We start from the raw sequence: 18,181 nt of genomic DNA on the forward strand, positions 1-18,181 counted from the left end.
CATGACCACTGTGAAACTTCCCACCGTTCCGTACACGCTCACCCGGGTCGGGGTGATCATGAGCCCCGAGGAGGGCAATCCGCTCGAGGCGGAGGGCGTCCTCAACCCCGCGTCGGGCCGCGGACCGGACGGCGAGCTGTACCTGCTGCCCCGCGTCGTGGCCGAGGGGAATGTCTCACGCGTCGTGCTGGCTCGGGTCGTGATCGAGGACGGGGTCCCGGTGGGCGTCGCCCGCGAGGGCATCGTCTTGGAACCCGACCGCTCCTGGGAGCGCGGGGTGGGCAACGCCGGCGTCGAAGACCCGCGCATCACGTGGATCGATGAGCTCGGGCTGCACGTCATGACGTACGTCGCGTACGGGCCGCTCGGCCCGCGCACGGCGCTCGCCGTGTCCAGCGATCTGCGGGAGTGGCGTCGGCTCGGACCCGTCCTGTTCGCGTACGACGACGCCCTCGACATCGACCTGAACCTGTTCCACAACAAGGACACCGTTTTCTTCCCCGAGGCGGTGACCGCGCCGGACGGAGTGCGCAGTTTCGCCGTGCTGCACCGGCCGATGTGGGATCTGGGCGAGACCAAGCCCGGTCAGGGCGTGGTGGTGCCGGCCGGCGTCACCGATGAGCGACAGTCGATCTGGATCAGCTACGTTCCGGTCGACGCGGTCCGCGCGGACCTGTCCGCGCTCACGCTGTGGACGCAGCACCGCTTCCTCGCCGGTCCCGAGTTCGACTTCGAGGCCACGAAGATCGGGGGAGGCCCCGCGCCGCTGCGGGTCCCGGAGGGCTGGCTGCTGCTGCACCACGGCGTGACCGGGCGGATCGAGAACGCGTTCGCACACCAGCGGAACGTGCACTACGCGGCAGGAGCGATGCTGTTGGACGCGGACGATCCGTCCGTCGTGATCGCCCGTACGCCCGAGCCGCTGCTTCAGGCCGAGACGGACGACGAGCGCGCCGGAATCGTGCCGAACGTGGTCTTCCCGACGGCGATCGAGGAGATCGACGGCGTGCGCTACGTCTTCTACGGCATGGCGGACTCGAAGATCGGCGTCGCCCGGCTCGATCGGGTCTGACCCCCGCGCAGACCGCGGGATGCCGTCCCGCCGTCCGGCGCGGTCAGTACGACGCGCGCTCGGCCGCGCCGTCGTCCGCGATGAACCGGGCCGCGAGGGCCTCCGACCCGCGGGCCAGCAGGGATACGTCGGCGCCGACCAACACGAACGCGGCGCCGGCGGAGAGGTAGCGGTCGGCCACGGCCGGGTCGAATGCGTTGACACCGACCGGCGTGCCCGCGTCGCGGGCGATGTCGAAGGTGCGCAGGACGGCGGCCTCGACGTCCGGGTGACTCTGCTGACCGAGTAGTCCCATCGATGCGGCCAGGTCGGACGGTCCCACGAAGATCCCGTCGACGCCGTCCACCGCGGCGATCTCGGCCGCGGCATCCACCCCCGCGGAGTTCTCGATCTGCACGAACAGCGAGACGTGCGCGTCGGCGTTCGGCAGGTACGAGTCCACGCGGTTCCACCGGGCGGAGCGGGCCAGTGCGGATCCGACGCCGCGCGAGCCGCGCGGGGGGTAGCGCACCGCGTCGACGGCGGCTTCCGCCTCGGCCGCGGACGAGACCATGGGCACGAGGATGTTCTGCGCGCCCAGGTCGAGCACCTGCTTGATCATGACCACATCGTTGACGGGTACGCGCACCAACGCCGTCGACGGGTACGCCGAGACGGCGTACAGCTGGGCGAGTACGGACTCCAGGCCGTTGGGGGAGTGCTCCATGTCGATCAGCAGCCAGTCCAGGCCCGCACCGGCGCAGACCTCGGCGACCAGCGGCGATCCCGAACACACCCACATCCCGACGAGGGGGCGGGATGCCGCGGCCAGTCGATCGCGCAAGGTCGGAGCTAGTTGAAGCGGCATGTGATGGTTCCCATCGGTCCGTAGTCGCACAGCACCGTGTCGCCGCGCGAGACCCACATGGGCCGGGTGAAGGATCCGGCGAGGATGATCTCGCCCGCTTCGAGGCGGGCCCCGTGCTGCGCGAACTTGTTCGCCAGCCACGCGACGCCGGTCGCGGGGTGGTTGAGCACTCCGGCGGCGACGCCGGTCTCTTCGATCGTCTCGTTGCGGTACAGCAGGGCGGAGACCCAGCGCAGGTCGATCTGATCGGGTCGCATCGGGATGCCGCCCAGCACCATCCCGCCGTATGCGGCGTTGTCCGAGATCGTGTCCACGATGGTGCGCCCCTCCAGCTCGATGTGCGAATTGAGCACCTCGAGGGCGGGGGTGATGTATTCCGTCGCGCGCAGGACGTCGATCAGGGTGCAGTGCGGGCCTTCCAGGGGCCGGTTCAGGACGAACGCGAGCTCCACTTCGATCCGGACGTTGGAGAAGTCGTCGAAGGGGATCGTCGCGCCGTTGTCCCACACGGTGTCATCGAACATGACGCCGTAGTCGGGCTCGCTGATGCCGGTCGCCTGCTGCATCGCCTTGGAGGTCAGCCCGATCTTGCGGCCCACCAGGCGCCGGCCCGCTGCGATGTTCGCGTCCCGCCACACGCCCTGGATCGCGTACGAGTCCTCGATCGTCGCGTCCGGGTAGCGCGCGGTGATCCGGGGGATCACGCTGCGTGTGCGCCCCGCCTCGGCCAGCTCTGCGGCGATCGCGGCGATCGTCGTGTCATCCAGCATCCGTCATCCTCCGTTGCACTGCGGGTGTCCTGCGACCGGTGCCTGCGCCGGCGCCCGACCATGTCCCACTATTCACTGTCTGGGGGCGCCAGAAGCTGTCAAAGCGGGACACGGACGGGGATGGCGGCGCAAGATGCCGAGGTCAGAGCTGATTGCCGAGCTTGTACTCGCCCTGCTTCCAGCTGGGCAGCTCCTCGGGCGCGTCGGTCGGGCGCGTGTATGAGAATCCGTCCGCGCCGATGGTGACCGCCATCTCGCTGGCGTCCGTGCGTGCGACGACGGGCTGGGGGTTGCCGTCGAGGTCCAGGACGAACGAGGCCTCGGTGTACCAGGACGGCACCACCGGCGTGCCCCACCAGTCGCGGCGCTGGTTGTCGTGGACGTCCCACGTGACGACCGGGTTGTCCGGGTCGCCCGTGTAGTAGTCCTGCGTGTAGATCTCCACGCGGTGTCCGTCGGGGTCGCGCAGGTACAGGTAGAACGCGTTCGAGACGCCGTGGCGACCGGGACCGCGCTCGATGCGGTCGGACATGCGCAGCGCGCCGAGCTTGTCGCAGATCGCGAGGATGTTGTGCTTCTCGTGCGTCGCGAAGGCGACGTGGTGCATGCGGGGGCCGTCGCCGCCGGTCATGGCGGTGTCGTGCACGGTCGGCTTGCGGCGCATCCACGCGGCGTAGACGGTGCCCTCGTCGTCCTGGATGTCCTCCGTGACGCGGAAGCCGAGGCTCTGCATGAAGTTGACGGCGCGGGGCACGTCCGGGGTCACCTGGTTGAAGTGATCCAGGCGCACCAGCTCGCCGGGCGTGTGCAGGTCGTAGCGCCAGGAGAGACGCTCGACGTGCTCGGTCTCGAAGAAGAACTCGTAGGGGAAGCCCAGGGGGTCCTCGACGCGGACCGAATCGCCGATGCCCTTCGTGAAGCCGTCCGCACGACGCTCGACGCGGCATCCGAGCTCCGTGTAGAACGCCACGGCCTTGTCGAGATCCTCCGGCGCGCGGACGCGATACGAGAACGCGGCGACGGCGGCGAGCGGTCCCTTGCGCAGGACCAGGTTGTGGTGGATGAACTCCTCCGTCGAGCGCAGGTAGACGGCGTCGGCGTCCTCCTCGGTGACATGCAGTCCGAGGACATCGACGTAGAACGCGCGTGAGACGGCGAGGTCGGTGACGACGAGCTCCATGTACGCGCAGCGCAGGATGTCCGGCGCGGGCGCGGCGGGCGTCGCGATGGGGTTGTCGGTGTGGATGGGGGCTTCCTGCGAGACGTAGAAGCCCGAGGAGGTGAGGGTCTTGTCAGTGGTCATCAGAGCGTCCTTGCGTGGGGGTCGGTCGGCGGCGATCAGCGCGGGTCGGGGTCGTCGAGGTCGGTCTCGGTGTGGTGCTCGGCCTTGCCGAAGGTCGGGTTGTGGGCCTCGCCGAGAGTGATGTGCACGGCCTGCTGGTCGGTGTAGAAGTCGATCGAGCGGTAGCCGCCCTCGTGGCCGAGCCCGGACGCCTTCACTCCGCCGAACGGGGTGCGCAGGTCGCGCACGTTGTTCGAGTTGAGCCAGACCATGCCGGCCTCGACGGACTGCGCGAAGTTGTGCGCGCGCTTCAGATCGCTGGTCCAGACGTAGGCGGCCAGGCCGTACTTGGTGTCGTTGGCCAGCGCCAGCGCCTCCTCGTCGGTGTCGAAGGGCGTGATCGCCACGACCGGGCCGAAGATCTCCTCCTGGAAGATGCGCGCGCTGGGCGGGACGTCGGCGAAGACGGTGGGTGCGACGAAGTTGCCCGTGTCGAAGCCGTCCGGGCGCCCGCCACCGGCGACCAGGCGGCCCTCGGACTTGCCGAGCTCGACATAGCTCATCACCTTGTCGTAGTGCTCCGGGTGCACGAGGGCGCCCACTTCGGTCTTCGGGTCGTGCGGATAGCCCACGATGACGCGGGACGCCTGGGCCGCGTAGCGCTCGACGAACTCGTCGTAGATGTCGCGCTGCACCAGGATGCGGCTGCCGGCGGTGCAGCGCTCGCCGTTGAGGGAGAAGACGCCGAAGATGGTGGCGTCGACGGCGGCCTCGAGGTCGGCGTCGGCGAACACGATCGCCGGCGACTTGCCGCCGAGCTCCATCGACAGTCCCTTCAGGAAGGGGGCGGCGTTGCCGAAGATCAGCTGGCCGGTGCTGCTCTCACCGGTGAACGAGATGAGCGGGACATCGGGATGCTTGACCAGTGCGTCTCCGGCATCCTCACCGAGTCCGTTGACGAGGTTGAACACGCCCTTCGGCAGTCCGGCCTCTTCGAAGATCCCGGCCCACAGCGACGCCGACAGCGGCGTGAACTCGGCCGGTTTGAGCACGACCGTGTTGCCGGTGGCCAGTGCCGGGCCGAGCTTCCACGACTCCAGCATGAACGGCGTGTTCCAGGGCGTGATCAGGCCGGCCACGCCGATCGGCTTGCGGTTGACGTAGTTCAGCTGGCGCCCCGGCACCTTGTACGCATCGTCGGCCTGAGCCACGATCAGGTCGGCGAAGAAGCGGAAGTTCTCTGCGGCCCGGCGTGCCTGGCCGAGCGCCTGCGTGATCGGCAGACCGGAGTCGAAGGACTCCAGCTCGGCCAGGCGCGCGTCGCGGGACTCGACGATGTCCGCGACGCGGTGCAGGACGCGGGAACGCTCGCGGGGCAGCATCCGGGGCCAGGGGCCCTCGGTGAAGGCGCGGCGGGCGGCGGCGACGGCGCGGTCGATGTCGGCCTTCTTGCCGGCGGCCGCCTGCAGGTACGTCTCGTTGGTGACCGGATCGAGCACGTCGAAGGTGTCGCCGTCGGCGCTGTCGACGAATTCGCCGTCGATGTAGTGCTGGATGCGGGTGGGCAGGTCGGCCGGAACGTGGTGGGCCTGCAGGCTGGTGGCGGTGTCGGTCATGAAGTACCTCGCAGTGGTGTCAGAAAGCGGGGAGGCCGAGGGCCTCGTCGGGGTGTTCGTGGATGAGGAAGGCGTCGAGGGTGGCCGAGCGGTGGCGCCGGGCGACGATCTCGATCTCGCTGAGAGGCGCGCCGGACTCGATGAGCTGGAGGATCTTCTCGTGCTCGCGCACGGACTCCGCGGCGCGGCCGGGGACGAAACTGAAGGTCGAATCCCGCAGGTGGCCGAGGCGTCCCCATTCGGCGTTCACCAGGTCGAGGATCCGCGGGTTCGCGCACTGCGCGAACAGGATCGAGTGGAACTCCTGGTTCAGCGCCGTGAACGATCGCGGATCGAAGTGATCGAGGACTTCGACCATGAGGTCGTTGACGCTCCGTGCGCGGGTGATGTCCTCCGCCGTCAGTCGCCGCGCGGCCAACGCCGTGGCGGTGCCCTCCAGGATGCTGAGCGCCTGCATGCTGTAGCGGTACGCGGTGTCATCGACCATCGAGACGTGCGCGCCGACGTTGCGCTCGAACGTGACCAGCCCCTCGGCTTCGAGCTGGCGGATCGCCTCGCGCACGGGCACGACGCTCATGCCCAGTTCGCCCGCGATCGAGCCCAGCACGAGCCGGTAGCCCGGGGTGAAGTCCTGATTCGCGATGCGGCCCTTGATCCAGTGGTACGCCTGCTGCGACTTGCTCTGATCGATCGGGGCGACGGTCATGATTTCGTCTGACGCCATGCGTCATACCTCCCCCGCCACTCGGCGTTCATCGGGAAGAGGCCATTCACCGGATGCCCTGCGGCGACCTGATCGGCCACCCACGCGTCCTCGTCCTCCTGCGCCAGAGCGGCATCGGCGACCTCCTCGGCGATCCCGGGCGGCAGCACGATCACGCCATCCGTGTCACCGACGAGGATGTCACCGGGTTGCACGGTGGTGCCTCCGCACGCGATCGTCACGTCGTGATCCCACGGCACGTGCTTGCGGCCCAGGACCGCCGGGTGCGCGCCGGAGGTGTACACCGGGATGCCGATCGCCGCGACCGCGTCGAAGTCGCGCACGCCCCCGTCGGTGACGATCCCCGCGGCGCCCCGCGCCTTCGCCCGCAGCGCCAGGATGTCGCCGAGCGTGCCGGATCCGGTCTCGCCGCGCGCCTCGATCACGATGATCTCGCCCTCGTCGACCGCGTCGAACACGCGCTTCTGCGCGTTGTACCCGCCGCCGTGGGAGGCGAACAGGTCCTCGCGTCCCGGTACGAATCGCAGGGTCCTCGCGGTGCCGACGATCTTGGTGCCCGGGTGCATGGGGCGCACGCCGTCGATGGTCACGTTGTTCAGACCGCGCTTGCGCAGCTGTCCCGAGAGGCCGGCGACCGGGATGCGCAGCAGCTTCTCGCGCAGCGCAGGCGAGAGGGTGGGCCCGGCGGCCGAGCCGCGCTCGCCCGCCTCGGGCGGCAGTCCGGCCGCTGCCAGTGAACCCCATGCCTCGGCCCGCTGGGTGTCATCGACGGCGGGCAGTGAGCCGATCGTCTCGTCGAACGCGGTCTCGCCCTGGGTGACGGTGGTGCGCAGGCGACCCGAGGTCAACCCCGCGCCGGGGGCGTCCACCTCGACCTCGACCACATCGCCGGGAACGACGACCGATGAGCCGGCCGGCGTGCCGGTGAGGATCACGTCGCCCGTTTCGAGAGTGAAGTGCTGGGACAGATCCGCGACGAGCTGAGCGAGCGGGAACAGCAGCCTGGCGGTGGAGTCCTCCTGCGCGAGCGTGCCGTTCACCCAGGTGCGCAGGCGCAGCTGCGCGGGGTGGACCGCCCGTGCGTCGATGAGATCCGGTCCGATCGGCGTGAATCCGTCGCCACCCTTGGAACGGACGTTGGAGCCCTTGTCGTTGGCCCGCAGGTCGTAGAGGCCGAAGTCGTTCGACGCGGTGACCCAGCCGACATGGTTCCACGCGTCGGCGAGTGACACCCGCCGGGCCGGAGTGCCGATGACCAGTGCGATCTCGCCCTCGAACGCGAGCAGCTCGGTGCCGTCGGGGCGCTCGATGGTGCCGCCGGATGCCGCCACAGAGCTGGACGGCTTGAAGAAGTACGAAGGATCCGCGGGGCGGCGGCCGCGCTGGTCGGCGCGTGACGCATAGCTGAGGTGGATCGCGATGATCTTGCCCGGCCGAACCGGGAGCGGCCCGTAGCGGCCGTCGGCATCCGTCGAATTGCTCATGAGCTCCCTCGCCCTTGCGTTGTATCTGAAATCGTATATTATCTCAAGGGAACGGGCAAGTCCCACCCCCGGCTTGCCGCGCAGGGACGTCGAATTGACATTGGAGTCACCCATGACCGCACCACCGCCGCAGGGATTCACCCCCACCGGCACCATCGCCAGCACCACCGATCGGCGGCGCGTCGTCTTCGCCACGGTGGTGGGAACCACCGTCGAGTGGTACGACTTCTTCATCTACGCCACGGCGGTCGGGCTCGTCTTCGGGCAGCTCTTCTTCGCGCCGCTCGGTGCCAACAGCGCGATCATCGCGTTCGCCACCGTCGGCGTGAGCTTCCTCTTCCGCCCGCTCGGCGCGTTCCTGGCCGGGCACTTCGGCGACAAGTACGGGCGCAAGGTCGTGCTGATGTGGACGCTGATCCTGATGGGCGCGGCCACCGCACTCATCGGAGTGCTGCCCACCTATGAGGCGATCGGCGTCTGGGCCCCGATCCTGCTGGTGCTGCTGCGCATCCTGCAGGGCATCTCGGCCGGCGGCGAGTGGGGCGGCGCCGTCCTGATGGCCGTCGAGCACGCGCCGAAGAAGCGCCGCGGCGTCTTCGGTGCGGCCCCCCAGATCGGCGTCCCGCTCGGACTGCTTCTCGCGTCCGGCGTCATGGCGCTGATGACCGTCATCGCTCCCGGCGACGCGTTCCTGCAGTGGGGCTGGCGCATCCCGTTCCTGCTCAGCGTCGTGCTCATCCTCGTCGGCTACTACGTGCGCCGTCGCGTGGAGGAGAGCCCGGTGTTCACCGAGCTCGCCGCGCGCAAAGAGAAGGCGCAGATGCCGATCATCCAGCTCTTCCGCAAGCACACGCTGCTGGTCGTCATCGCTGCCCTCGTCTTCGCCGGCAACAACGCGGTCGGCTACATGACCACGGGCGGCTACATCCAGGGTTACGCCACCAATCCCGAGGGCCCGGTCGGGCTCGAGCGCGGACCGGTGCTGTGGGCGGTCACCGGGTCGGCGGTGACCTGGCTGCTGTCGACCTTCCTCGCCGGCTGGGTCTCGGACCGCATCGGCCGCCGTTCGACCTACATCATCGGCTGGATCCTGCAGCTGGTCGGCGTGTTCACCCTGTTCCCCCTGGTGAACACCGGGAACGTGGGCCTGCTGTTCCTGGGCCTGGCGATCCTCACGATCGGCCTGGGCTTCACGTACGGGCCGCAGGCGGCCCTGTATTCGGAGCTGTTCCCGGCGTCGATCCGCTTCTCCGGCGTCTCGATCTCGTACGCGATCGGCGCGATCCTCGGCGGCGCGTTCGCTCCCACGATCGCGCAGGCTCTGGTGCAGGCCACCGGCTCCACCACCGCCGTCACCTGGTACCTCGTGGGCATGACGCTGGTCGGCCTCGCCGCGACGCTGCTGCTGCGCGATCGCTCCGGCATCCCGCTCGGCCCGGATCACGAGGCCGAGCAGTCGGTCAGCCCGATCTACGGGTTGGCCAAGGCCTGACCCGGGCCGCGCTCCGGCACCCAGAACCCCCCGGTCCACCGAGACCCGGCGCTATCGGCCCGGGTCTCGGTGGCGTTGCCGGGCCACGGCTCAGCGACCGGCGACTCTCACGAGTTCACGCGGATGATCTCGAGCTGGTACGGCGCGATGACCGATCCCGAGATCCGCAGGTCCAGCAGCAGGAACGGACGATCGGATGCCGGGACCCGGGCCCATTCGGCGAGCCGGTCCAGGTCCGCCAAGGTGCGAACGACGACTCCCCGCGCTCCGAACCCGCGGGCGACCTCGGCGAAGTCGACCTGCGGAATGAGCATGGGCTCCTTCGCGAGGCCCTTCAGTCCGTACAGGTTCACCTCGGCGCCGTAGGCGGCGTCGTTCCAGACCACCGCCAGGCCGCGGCCCGCGGCGACGCGCACCGCCGACTCCAGGTCCGCGAGGGCCATCAGCCCGCCGCCGTCGCCCGTGGTCAGAACGATCGTCGCGTCCGGCTGCGCGAGGGCAGCGCCGGGAACGCTCGCGAAGCCCATGCCGATCGACTGGAACGCCGTGCCGACCATCATCATGCGGTCGGGCGCGGCGACCGGCCAGTACATGTTCGCCCACCCGATGAAGTGCCCACCGTCCGAGACGACGACCCGGTCCCGCAGCGCGTCGGTGCTCTCGAGGATCTCGCCGATCCTCGCCGCCGCCGAGCGCGGATCCAGTGCGCCATCGGGAGCGATGTCGTCGCCCGCCTCGTACGCACGCAGGGCAGGGATGTCGAGGCGCTCACGCCAACCGCTCGGAACCGCGGGAGTGCGCGCGAGCTCGGCGGCGATCGCGCGGGCGACGGCCGCGGCATCCCCCCGGAGATAGCCACCCACGTGCGGATGCGTCGCGGCCGGCGCGATGTCGACCTGGAAGATGCGCGTCCGCGGCCCGAACAGCGACCCGAACCGCATCGTGAACTGGTTGAGCGAGGCGCCGAAGACCACGGCGACGTCGGCCTCGGTGACGAGCTGCATGGCAGCCTCCGCGCCGAAGCCGCCGGTGACGCCGAGGTCGAACTCGGAGCGCGGGAAGATCCCCCGGCCGAGCGCGGTCGACGCGGTGACGGCTCCGGTCGCGTCCGCCAGCTCGCCGAGCACCTCGCCGGCGCCCGCGATCCACGCCCCGCGTCCGGCGAGCAGGAACGGCCGCTTCGCTCCGGCCAGCGCCGCCGCGACATCGCGGATCGTCTGCTCGGCGAACGGACCCGCCGGTGCCAACGGATGCGGCAGGCGGGGTTCGGGAGCGTCGGGCACGGGTCCGGCATCGAGCGTCGCGACGTCGTACGGGATGGCCAGCACGGTGGGCACCCGGTACGTCAGCGCGTGCTCGATCGCGATGACGGTCGTCGCCGCGGCATCCGTTCGCCCGACCGTGTACGTGCGTGCCCCGACGGCCGAGGCCAGGGCGATCTGGTCGACGTCCCACGGCCGGGGTCCCGAGGTCGGCTCGTCGCCGACGACCAGCACGAGGGGGACGTGCGCCTGCACCGCTTCGGCCAGCGCGGTGAGCGTGTTCGTGAATCCGGCGCCGTAGGTGGCGGTCGCCGCGGCGAGGCCCCCACCGGCGCGGTGGTAGGCGTCGGCGGCCGTGACGCCGCCGGCCTCGTGGCGCACGGCCGTGTAGCCGACGTCGGTGGAGCGCTGGAGCGCGTCGAGGAAGTACGCGTTGCCGTTGCCCATGACGCCGAAGACGTGGTCGATGTGGCGAGCGAGCGTGGCGGCGACGTGCGCGGAGACGGTGGGCATGGGCAGCTCCAGAGACAGAACGGACGGTGAGTTCCGTATGTGTCTCGCGAGCGGCGATCGGGATGCCGCGGCTACGTGCCCCTTTTTCGAGCACCGGCGCGGACCCCGCCCCGGACCGTTCGAGTATACGGCGCCCCCCCCCGCGCGCGGCCCCGCACCCCAACCCGTTCCGCAGTCACCTCTTGCGGGCGGCGGGCGCGTCGAGGGCGCACAAGGCGACTGCGGAGCGTCGATGCGTGCGAAGCACGTGCGCGCCGCGTGCGAAGCTGAGGACATGAAGACGACCCAGCTGCGCAGGTACACGCTCGTCCCCGGCGAATACGAGGCGTTCGTCGCCTGGTGGAACGAGTGGATGCCGAAGGTGCGCGGGGGTGCGGGCTTCACGATCGAGTTTGCGTATGGCCTGCCCGAGACCGAGGAGTTCGTCTGGGCGGTCAGCGCCGAGGGCGATCGGGCCGCTTTCCTCGCTCGCGAGAGCGTCTACATGGCCTCGGATGCACGGACCGAGGCGTTCGACGGCGTGCCGCAGCGCGTCGCCGCGCAGACCGTTCAGCTGGTCGAAGAGATGTCGCACGCCGCCGCATAGCGCGAACCCACCCGCGACCGCGGCTCAACTGCCCAACGCGTCCTGGATCACGGCCGCGGATCGCTGCAGCCGCGCGGCGATCTCCGCAGGTTCGTGCGCACTCGCGACGTAGACGACGGCGATCGCGGCGGGCGGGCGACCGCGCAGCATCAGCGGGACGGACACGGATCGCAGCGTCGGGATCACCTCGTCGTGGCTGGTCGCGAATCCGCGGTCCGCGGCATCCGTCACCTCCCGGCGAAGCCGATCGGTCACCTCGCCGGGCCACTGGCTCTGCGGCAGCACCGACAGGATCGCCTTGCCGGGGGCGCCGGCGGTGACCGGATGCCGCGACCCCGGCCGCTGGGCGACCGACGCGGTCGCGTGCCGGGGCTCGACGCTGGCGAGCGTGACGCACTCGTCCGCGTCGAGCACGGCGATGAAGCAGGTCGCGCCGAGTTCGTTGGCGACGGCGGTCAGCTCGGGCAGGGCCTCGGCTTGCAGATCGTGCGCGACTCCCGCCGCGAGGGCGGCCATGCGCGCACCGAGCTGGATCCGGCCCGTGCCGTCCCGGGTGACGAGGCCGTGATCCTCGAGCGTGCGCAACAGCCGGTACGCGACGGACCGATGCACGCCCAGCCGGCGGGCCGTCTCGTCGATCGACAGCGGCTGGCGCGCGCTCGCGAGGATCTCCAGGATCCGGATGCCGCGGCTCAACGTCTGGGACGCGGGCGCGGTGGCGGTCTCCGTCATCGGGGCCTCCCCTTGCGGGTTCAATGGACGACCGTATACGATCTGTTCAGAAGTAGAACGTATCGTTCGAATATAGAACGGCTAACGCCCGTTCCGCAACCGCCCCCCACTCACCTCGACACCGCTGTCCGAGGAGGACATGTCATGCAGTTCCACCACCACGGCTATGTATCAGGCGATCCCCGCAGGAAGCCGGCCGCCGGCACCGGGATCGATCGGCCGGAAGAGGTGCCCGACGAGATCGACGTGCTCGTCGTCGGCGGCGGCCCGGCAGGCATGCTGCTGATGGCGCAGCTCGCCCAGTTCCCGAGCGTCGTCACGCGCCTGATCGAGCGACGCCCCGGTCGGCTCGAGATCGGTCAGGCGGACGGCATCCAGGCCCGCAGCGTCGAGACGTTCCAGGCGTTCGGCTTCGCCGAGCAGATCATCCAAGAGGCCTACCACCTCACCGTCATGAACTTCTGGACCCCCGACAAGGCCGACCCGGCCAAGATCGTCCGCACGCAACGCACCGTCGATGACGCACAGGGGATCAGCGAGTTCCCGCATCTCATCGTCAACCAGGCCCGCGTGCTGGACTACTTCGCCGAGGTGGCCGCCGATTCGCCGGCCCGCGTGACGCCCGACTACGGCCTGGAGTTCGTGACCCTCGAGGTCGCCGACGAGGGGGAGTACCCGGTCGCCGTGACCCTGCAGTACACCGACGGTCCACGCGCCGGCGAGCAGCGCGTCGTGCATGCGAAGTACGTCGTCGGCTGCGATGGCGCGCGCAGTCGCGTGCGCGACGCGATCGGCTGCACGTACGTCGGCGAGGTCGCCCAGCATGCGTGGGGCGTCATGGACGTGCTCGCGGTCACGGATTTCCCCGATATCCGCTCCAAGTGCGCGATCCAGTCGCAGGCCGGCAGCATTCTGCACATCCCCCGCGAAGGCGGCTTCCTCTTCCGGATGTACGTCGACCTCGGCGAGGTGCCCGAAGGTGACAACGGCGCGGTGCGCCGGACGTCCCTCGAGTCGATCATCGCCAAGGCCAACGCCATCCTGAACCCCTACACGCTGGACGTGAAGGATGTCGCCTGGCACAGCGTCTACGAGGTCGGACACCGCGTCACCGACCGCTTCGATGACGTGGAGGCCGGCAGCGACCGCGAGCCGCACGTGTTCATCGCGGGCGACGCGTGCCACACGCACAGCGCCAAGGCGGGTCAGGGCATGAACGTCTCGATGCAGGACGGGTTCAACCTCGGCTGGAAGCTCGGACAGGTGCTCGAGGGTCGCAGCCCCGGGTCGGTGCTGAGCACCTACTCGGCTGAGCGTCAGGTGATCGCCCAGAACCTCATCGACTTCGACAAGCAGTGGTCGAGCCTGATGGCCAAGAAGCCCGAGGAGTTCGACAGCCCCGAGGAGCTCGGCGACTTCTACGTCCGGACCGCGGAGTTCCCCGCCGGGTTCATGACGCAATACCCGCCGTCGCTGCTGATCGGCGAGGCGACCTTCCAGCACCTGGCCGAGGGCTTCCCGATCGGGAAGCGCTTCCGCTCCGCCCCGGTCATGCGCGTCGCCGACGCCGTGCCCATCCACCTCGGCCATCACGCCCGGGCCGACGGGCGGTGGCGCATCTACGCGTTCGCCCCGCAGACCCAGGCCGGCCAGAGATCCGCACTGGACGAGTGGGCGACGTGGCTCGCCGAGTCCACGGAGTCGCCTCTTGCGCGGTTCACTCCGGTCGGCGCCGACCGCGACAGCGTCTTCGACGTGAAGGTCATCTACCCGGTGCCTCACGACGAGGTCGCACTCGAGACCGTGCCGCAGGTGTTCCTGCCTCGGGTCGGCCCGTTCCAGCTGATCGACTACGAGAAGGTCTACGCCACCGATCCGGCGGACGAGATCTTCGACCTGCGCGGCATCGACCGCGGCGCAGGCGCCGTCGTCGTGGTGCGCCCCGACCAGTACGTGGCCACGGTGCTGCCGCTGACGGCCACCGAGGAACTCACCGAGTTCTTCGCCCGCTTCCTGCTGCCGCAGAGCGCACCGGCGCTCGCCGTCTGACCGTCCGAGACGAACACCCGAGCGCGGAGGGGTGTACACCGCGTACATCGCCTGGCCGGGCGCAGGCAGCCAGACTGGGCGATGAGCCAACGAGAGGGGATGCCGCAGCACGAGCCGCGGCATCCCGAGAGAACGAGGAGCCCTTGTGACTGACAACCGCGAGACCGAGCTGATGGAGCGCGTGCCGGACGGCCTGTTCATCGGGGGCGCGTGGCGCCCGGCGACGGATGAGAAGCGTCTGCCGGTCTTCGATCCGGCCACCGGGGAGATCGTCAAGCAGATCGCGGATGCCTCGCCGGCCGATGGCAAGGCTGCACTGGATGCCGCGGTCGAGGCGTTCCCGGCGTGGGCGGCGACGCCGCCGCGCGAGCGCGCCGAGCTGCTGCGTCGCGCGTTCGATCTGCTGCAGGAGCGCAAGGAGGATTTCGCGCTGCTGATGACGATCGAGATGGGCAAGCCGCTGGCCGAGGCGCGCGGCGAGGTCGCCTACGGCGGTGAGTTCCTGCGCTGGTTCAGCGAGGAGACCGCGCGCGTGCAGGGCCGGTACGGTCCGAACCCGGAGGGCACGGGTCGCATGATCGTCTCGCAGCACCCTGTCGGCCCGTGCTACCTGATCACCCCGTGGAACTTCCCGCTCGCGATGGCCACCCGCAAGGTCGCCCCCGCACTGGCGGCCGGCTGCACCGTGGTGATCAAGCCCGCCGCGCTCACTCCGCTGACGACCCTGTACTTCGCGAAGGTGCTCGAGGATGCCGGGCTGCCCGCCGGTGTGGTGAACGTGATCACCACGACGCAGACCGGCGCCGTGTCCGAGCCCATCATCCGCGACCCGCGGTTGCGCAAACTGTCGTTCACCGGCTCGACGCCGGTGGGTCAGGCCCTGCTCAAGCAGGCCGCGGACGGCGTCCTGCGCACCTCCATGGAGCTCGGCGGCAACGCCCCGTTCGTGATCTTCGAGGACGCCGACCTCGACAAGGCGGTGGACGGCGCGATCGCGGCGAAGTTCCGCAACATCGGGCAGGCGTGCACCGCCGCGAACCGGTTCATCGTGCACCGCTCGGTCGCCGACGCGTTCGCGCAGCGGGTCACCGAGCGCGTGCAGGGCTTCGCGATCGGCCGCGGCACCGAGGACGGTGTCACGATCGGCCCGCTGATCGATGACCGTGCGGTCGCGAAGGCCGCGCAACTGGTCGGCGACGCGGTGCAGCGCGGCGCGACGGTGCGCACCGGCGGCAACGCGATCGACGGACCGGGCACCTTCTACGAACCCACTGTCATCACCGACGTGCAGCCGGGCAGTGAGATCCTCCGCGAGGAGATCTTCGGGCCCGTTCTGGCGATCGTGCCGTTCGACACCGAGGACGAGGCCGTGCGCCTTGCCAACGACACCGAGTACGGACTCGTCTCTTACGTCTTCACCGATAACCTCGCCCGCGGGCAGCGCATGATCGAGCGGCTCGAAACCGGGATGATGGGCCTGAACATGGGCGTCGTCTCCAACGCCGCCGCCCCCTTCGGCGGCTGGAAGATGTCCGGCCTGGGCCGCGAAGGCGGTGCCGAGGGCATCCACGAATACCTTCAGACCAAATACACCCTCACCGCCAACCCGTACGGGTGACGCGACGGTAACGCGGACGTATCCCGTCCGCGGGCCGCGGCAGAATACGAAGGTGAACAGCTCCCGGATCATCGAGCGGCGGCTGCGCTCGCATCGCCTCACCGCGCCCGCGCCGAGCATCGCCGCGGCCGCCGAGCACATGCTCGCGACGCAGGGCCAGGAGTTCTGGGGCGGTCGCTGGGCACTCGCGTCGCGGACGAAAGGTGCGTCCACCGTCCGGGACGTGGATGCGGCCTTCGACCGCGGCGAGATCGTGCGGTCGTGGACGATGCGCGGGACCATCCACGTCATCCCCGCGCGTGATCTCGGCTGGGTGCTCTCGGTCACCGCCGAGCGGCAGCGCAACGCGGCCGCGGCCGTGCACCGCGCCGAGGGGATCGACGCCGACGAGCTGGCGAAGGCCGAGCGACTCGCCCTCACCGCCCTCCGCGGCGGCAACCGGCTTTCCCGCAAAGAGCTGTTCGCCGTCCTGGAGGGCGGCGGCGTCAGCACCGCGTCGCAGCGCGGCTACCACCTTCTGGTCGCCCTGTCCCTGCGCGGCCTCGTCTGCCAGGGCCCGGTCGTGCCGCGTCCCGCCGGTCCGACGCGTGAGCAGTACATCGTCCGCACCGACGAATGGGTGACGGATGCCGCGTCCCCGGCTGATCCGCTCGCCGAACTGTTCGTCCGCTACATCACCTCGCACGGCCCTGCGGGGGCACGGGACTTCGCGTGGTGGTCCGGACTGCCGCTGGGAGTCGCGCGGGCCGCCGCCGAAGCGGCATCCGATCGGATCTCGATCGCGTCGGACGATCGCGAACCGACCTACGTCGCCGCGGGCAAGGCGCCGCGGCGCAGCGCGGCCGCGCACGAGGTCCTCGCGCTCCCGCCGTATGAGGAGTACTACATCTCGTACGCCGACCGCACATCGGTGTGCGCGTCCGAGTTCCTCGCCCACATCGGCCCTGCCATCAACGGCATCGTGCGGCCGACCATCGTCGCGCGCGGGCAGGTCGTCGGCGTCTGGACCCACTCGCTCGCGCTCGGCCGCCACACGGATTCTCCGGTTCCGGAACTGTTCGCGCCCGGCGCGGCGACGGATGCCGAGATCGGGGCGGCCCTGGATCGATATCGGGCCTTCATCACCGCGTGAGCCGCCCCGTGCCACACTGTCCCCGTGACGCCTGATCCGCCGTCGACGAAACCGCCGCGCCGCAGCCGCGGGCTGATCTTCGGGCTCGTGGCGGTCCTGATCGTGTACGTGGCCGTCGTCGCGCTGTATGCGGTCAACGACCGGTTCGCCACCATCCAGGGGTGCACCGAGGAGCCTCCCTCCGATGCGGTGCTGCTGTCTCTGCGCCCGGAGGCCGTGGACGCGCCCGCCGACCGGCTCGTCGCAAACCTCAGCGTCGTGTCGTTCGGTCCCGTGGGAACGGCGGACACCGGGCTGCTCAGCGACCCGCTGACGGTGGTGGTCACCGACAACGACGGCCCCCGCGCGCTCACCTTCGCCGCGGACGAGATCCCGTCGCCGCAATCGCTGCGGCTCATCACGGACGGGTACATCGAACGATGGCCGTTCGACACGCACAGCGTGGATGTCGCGTTCCTGTCGCTGCAGACCGTCGACGGCGAGCCGAGCGCGGTGACCACGGTGCTGTGCGGATCGGCACACGTGCCCGGCTGGACCTTCTCATCGGAGGCGATCGGCGGCACCGAGGAACTCGTCATCGACGGCGAGCCGGTGTCCCAGGTGCGGATCACCGCGGCGCGATCGGTGGCGACGGTCGCGTTCGGGGTGGTCCTCCTGGCCCTGATGACCGTTCTGCCGGTGCTCGCGCTGACCGTGGCGATCGTCGCGTACCGCGGCAGCCACAAGGTCGAGGCGACCCTGATGAGCTGGATGGCCGCGATGCTGTTCGCCATCATCCCCCTGCGGACCTTTCTGCCGGGGTCGCCGCCGATCGGTTCGTGGGTGGACTATCTCGTGGTGCTGTGGGTGGTGGCCGGACTCGTGCTGGCGCTGGTCATCTACGTCCGCGCCTGGCTGCGGTGGAGCCCGCCGGGCGGGCGTGCCACCGGTGAAGCCGACGGCGTCGTGCCCGTCGGTGCTGCGGGCGCGGCATCCGTCACCCCTGAGGTCGCCGCAGACTGA

At 70.0% G+C, this 18,181-nt stretch carries 15 protein-coding genes; 7 read left to right on the top strand and 8 right to left on the bottom strand.

All coding sequences use genetic code 11. The annotated features are described in order from the left end of the window. The first annotated feature begins 1 nt into the window (after position 1). Positions 2-1,072, top strand: a complete 1,071-nt coding sequence (locus tag ABD655_RS05260; protein ID WP_344712170.1) for a glycoside hydrolase family 130 protein — start codon at positions 2-4, stop codon at positions 1,070-1,072. Between the two features lie 43 nt (positions 1,073-1,115). Here the strand turns inward: ABD655_RS05260 and ABD655_RS05265 are convergent, their stop codons facing one another. From ABD655_RS05265 to ABD655_RS05290, 6 genes are all read right to left on the bottom strand, one after another. Further along, a complete protein-coding gene (locus ABD655_RS05265) occupies positions 1,116-1,919 on the bottom strand; it encodes an HpcH/HpaI aldolase family protein (protein WP_344712171.1) in 804 nt (267 codons plus the stop codon). Further along, positions 1,904-2,689: a 2-oxo-hept-4-ene-1,7-dioate hydratase gene (gene hpaH / locus ABD655_RS05270; RefSeq protein WP_344712172.1), complete on the bottom strand. Its 786-nt coding sequence runs from the start codon at positions 2,687-2,689 to the stop codon at positions 1,904-1,906. Before hpaH ends, ABD655_RS05265 begins: the two co-directional genes overlap by 16 nt. 142 nt (positions 2,690-2,831) lie before the next feature. Further along, the gene (gene hpaD / locus ABD655_RS05275; protein ID WP_344712174.1) at positions 2,832-3,992 is read right to left on the bottom strand and encodes a 3,4-dihydroxyphenylacetate 2,3-dioxygenase; all 1,161 of its coding nucleotides are present in this window, start codon (positions 3,990-3,992) and stop codon (positions 2,832-2,834) included. Positions 3,993-4,027: 35 nt separating this feature from the next. Next, complete coding sequence (gene hpaE / locus ABD655_RS05280) at positions 4,028-5,587, bottom strand: 5-carboxymethyl-2-hydroxymuconate semialdehyde dehydrogenase (RefSeq protein WP_344712176.1); 1,560 nt, start codon at positions 5,585-5,587, stop codon at positions 4,028-4,030. Positions 5,588-5,606: 19 nt separating this feature from the next. Continuing rightward, a complete protein-coding gene (locus tag ABD655_RS05285) occupies positions 5,607-6,311 on the bottom strand; it encodes a GntR family transcriptional regulator (RefSeq protein WP_344712178.1) in 705 nt (234 codons plus the stop codon). Continuing rightward, complete coding sequence (locus ABD655_RS05290; RefSeq protein WP_344712180.1) at positions 6,290-7,795, bottom strand: fumarylacetoacetate hydrolase family protein; 1,506 nt, start codon at positions 7,793-7,795, stop codon at positions 6,290-6,292. The genes ABD655_RS05285 and ABD655_RS05290 overlap by 22 nt, the downstream gene beginning before the upstream one ends. Before the next feature lie 112 nt (positions 7,796-7,907). Between ABD655_RS05290 and ABD655_RS05295 the strand changes: the two genes are divergently transcribed. Continuing rightward, positions 7,908-9,287: an MFS transporter gene (locus tag ABD655_RS05295; RefSeq protein WP_344712181.1), complete on the top strand. Its 1,380-nt coding sequence runs from the start codon at positions 7,908-7,910 to the stop codon at positions 9,285-9,287. Between the two features lie 107 nt (positions 9,288-9,394). Here ABD655_RS05295 and ABD655_RS05300 read toward each other — a convergent pair whose 3' ends face one another. Further along, positions 9,395-11,062: a thiamine pyrophosphate-binding protein gene (locus tag ABD655_RS05300; protein WP_344712183.1), complete on the bottom strand. Its 1,668-nt coding sequence runs from the start codon at positions 11,060-11,062 to the stop codon at positions 9,395-9,397. 274 nt (positions 11,063-11,336) lie between these two features. Here ABD655_RS05300 and ABD655_RS05305 point away from each other — a divergent pair, with 274 nt between their 5' ends. Continuing rightward, positions 11,337-11,648 (top strand): hypothetical protein, encoded by a 312-nt coding sequence (locus tag ABD655_RS05305; RefSeq protein ID WP_344712184.1) that lies wholly within the window; start codon positions 11,337-11,339, stop codon positions 11,646-11,648. A gap of 24 nt (positions 11,649-11,672) precedes the next feature. Here the strand turns inward: ABD655_RS05305 and ABD655_RS05310 are convergent, their stop codons facing one another. Further along, complete coding sequence (locus tag ABD655_RS05310) at positions 11,673-12,380, bottom strand: IclR family transcriptional regulator (protein ID WP_344712185.1); 708 nt, start codon at positions 12,378-12,380, stop codon at positions 11,673-11,675. Between the two features lie 144 nt (positions 12,381-12,524). Here ABD655_RS05310 and ABD655_RS05315 point away from each other — a divergent pair, with 144 nt between their 5' ends. The 4 genes from ABD655_RS05315 to ABD655_RS05330 all read left to right on the top strand — a co-directional run bounded on the left by ABD655_RS05315 (position 12,525) and on the right by ABD655_RS05330 (position 18,181). After that, the gene (locus tag ABD655_RS05315; protein WP_344712187.1) at positions 12,525-14,429 is read left to right on the top strand and encodes an FAD-binding monooxygenase; all 1,905 of its coding nucleotides are present in this window, start codon (positions 12,525-12,527) and stop codon (positions 14,427-14,429) included. 172 nt (positions 14,430-14,601) lie between these two features. Further along, on the top strand, positions 14,602-16,047 hold the full coding sequence (locus tag ABD655_RS05320) for an NAD-dependent succinate-semialdehyde dehydrogenase (protein ID WP_344715694.1): 1,446 nt from the start codon (positions 14,602-14,604) through the stop codon (positions 16,045-16,047). A 52-nt stretch (positions 16,048-16,099) separates the two neighbouring features. Further along, a complete protein-coding gene (locus ABD655_RS05325) occupies positions 16,100-17,179 on the top strand; it encodes a winged helix DNA-binding domain-containing protein (RefSeq protein ID WP_344712189.1) in 1,080 nt (359 codons plus the stop codon). 24 nt (positions 17,180-17,203) lie between these two features. Further along, a complete protein-coding gene (locus ABD655_RS05330) occupies positions 17,204-18,181 on the top strand; it encodes a DUF4436 family protein (protein WP_344712191.1) in 978 nt (325 codons plus the stop codon).

This window comes from Microbacterium terregens, assembly GCF_039534975.1.
Classification (GTDB): Bacteria; Actinomycetota; Actinomycetes; order Actinomycetales; family Microbacteriaceae; genus Microbacterium; species Microbacterium terregens.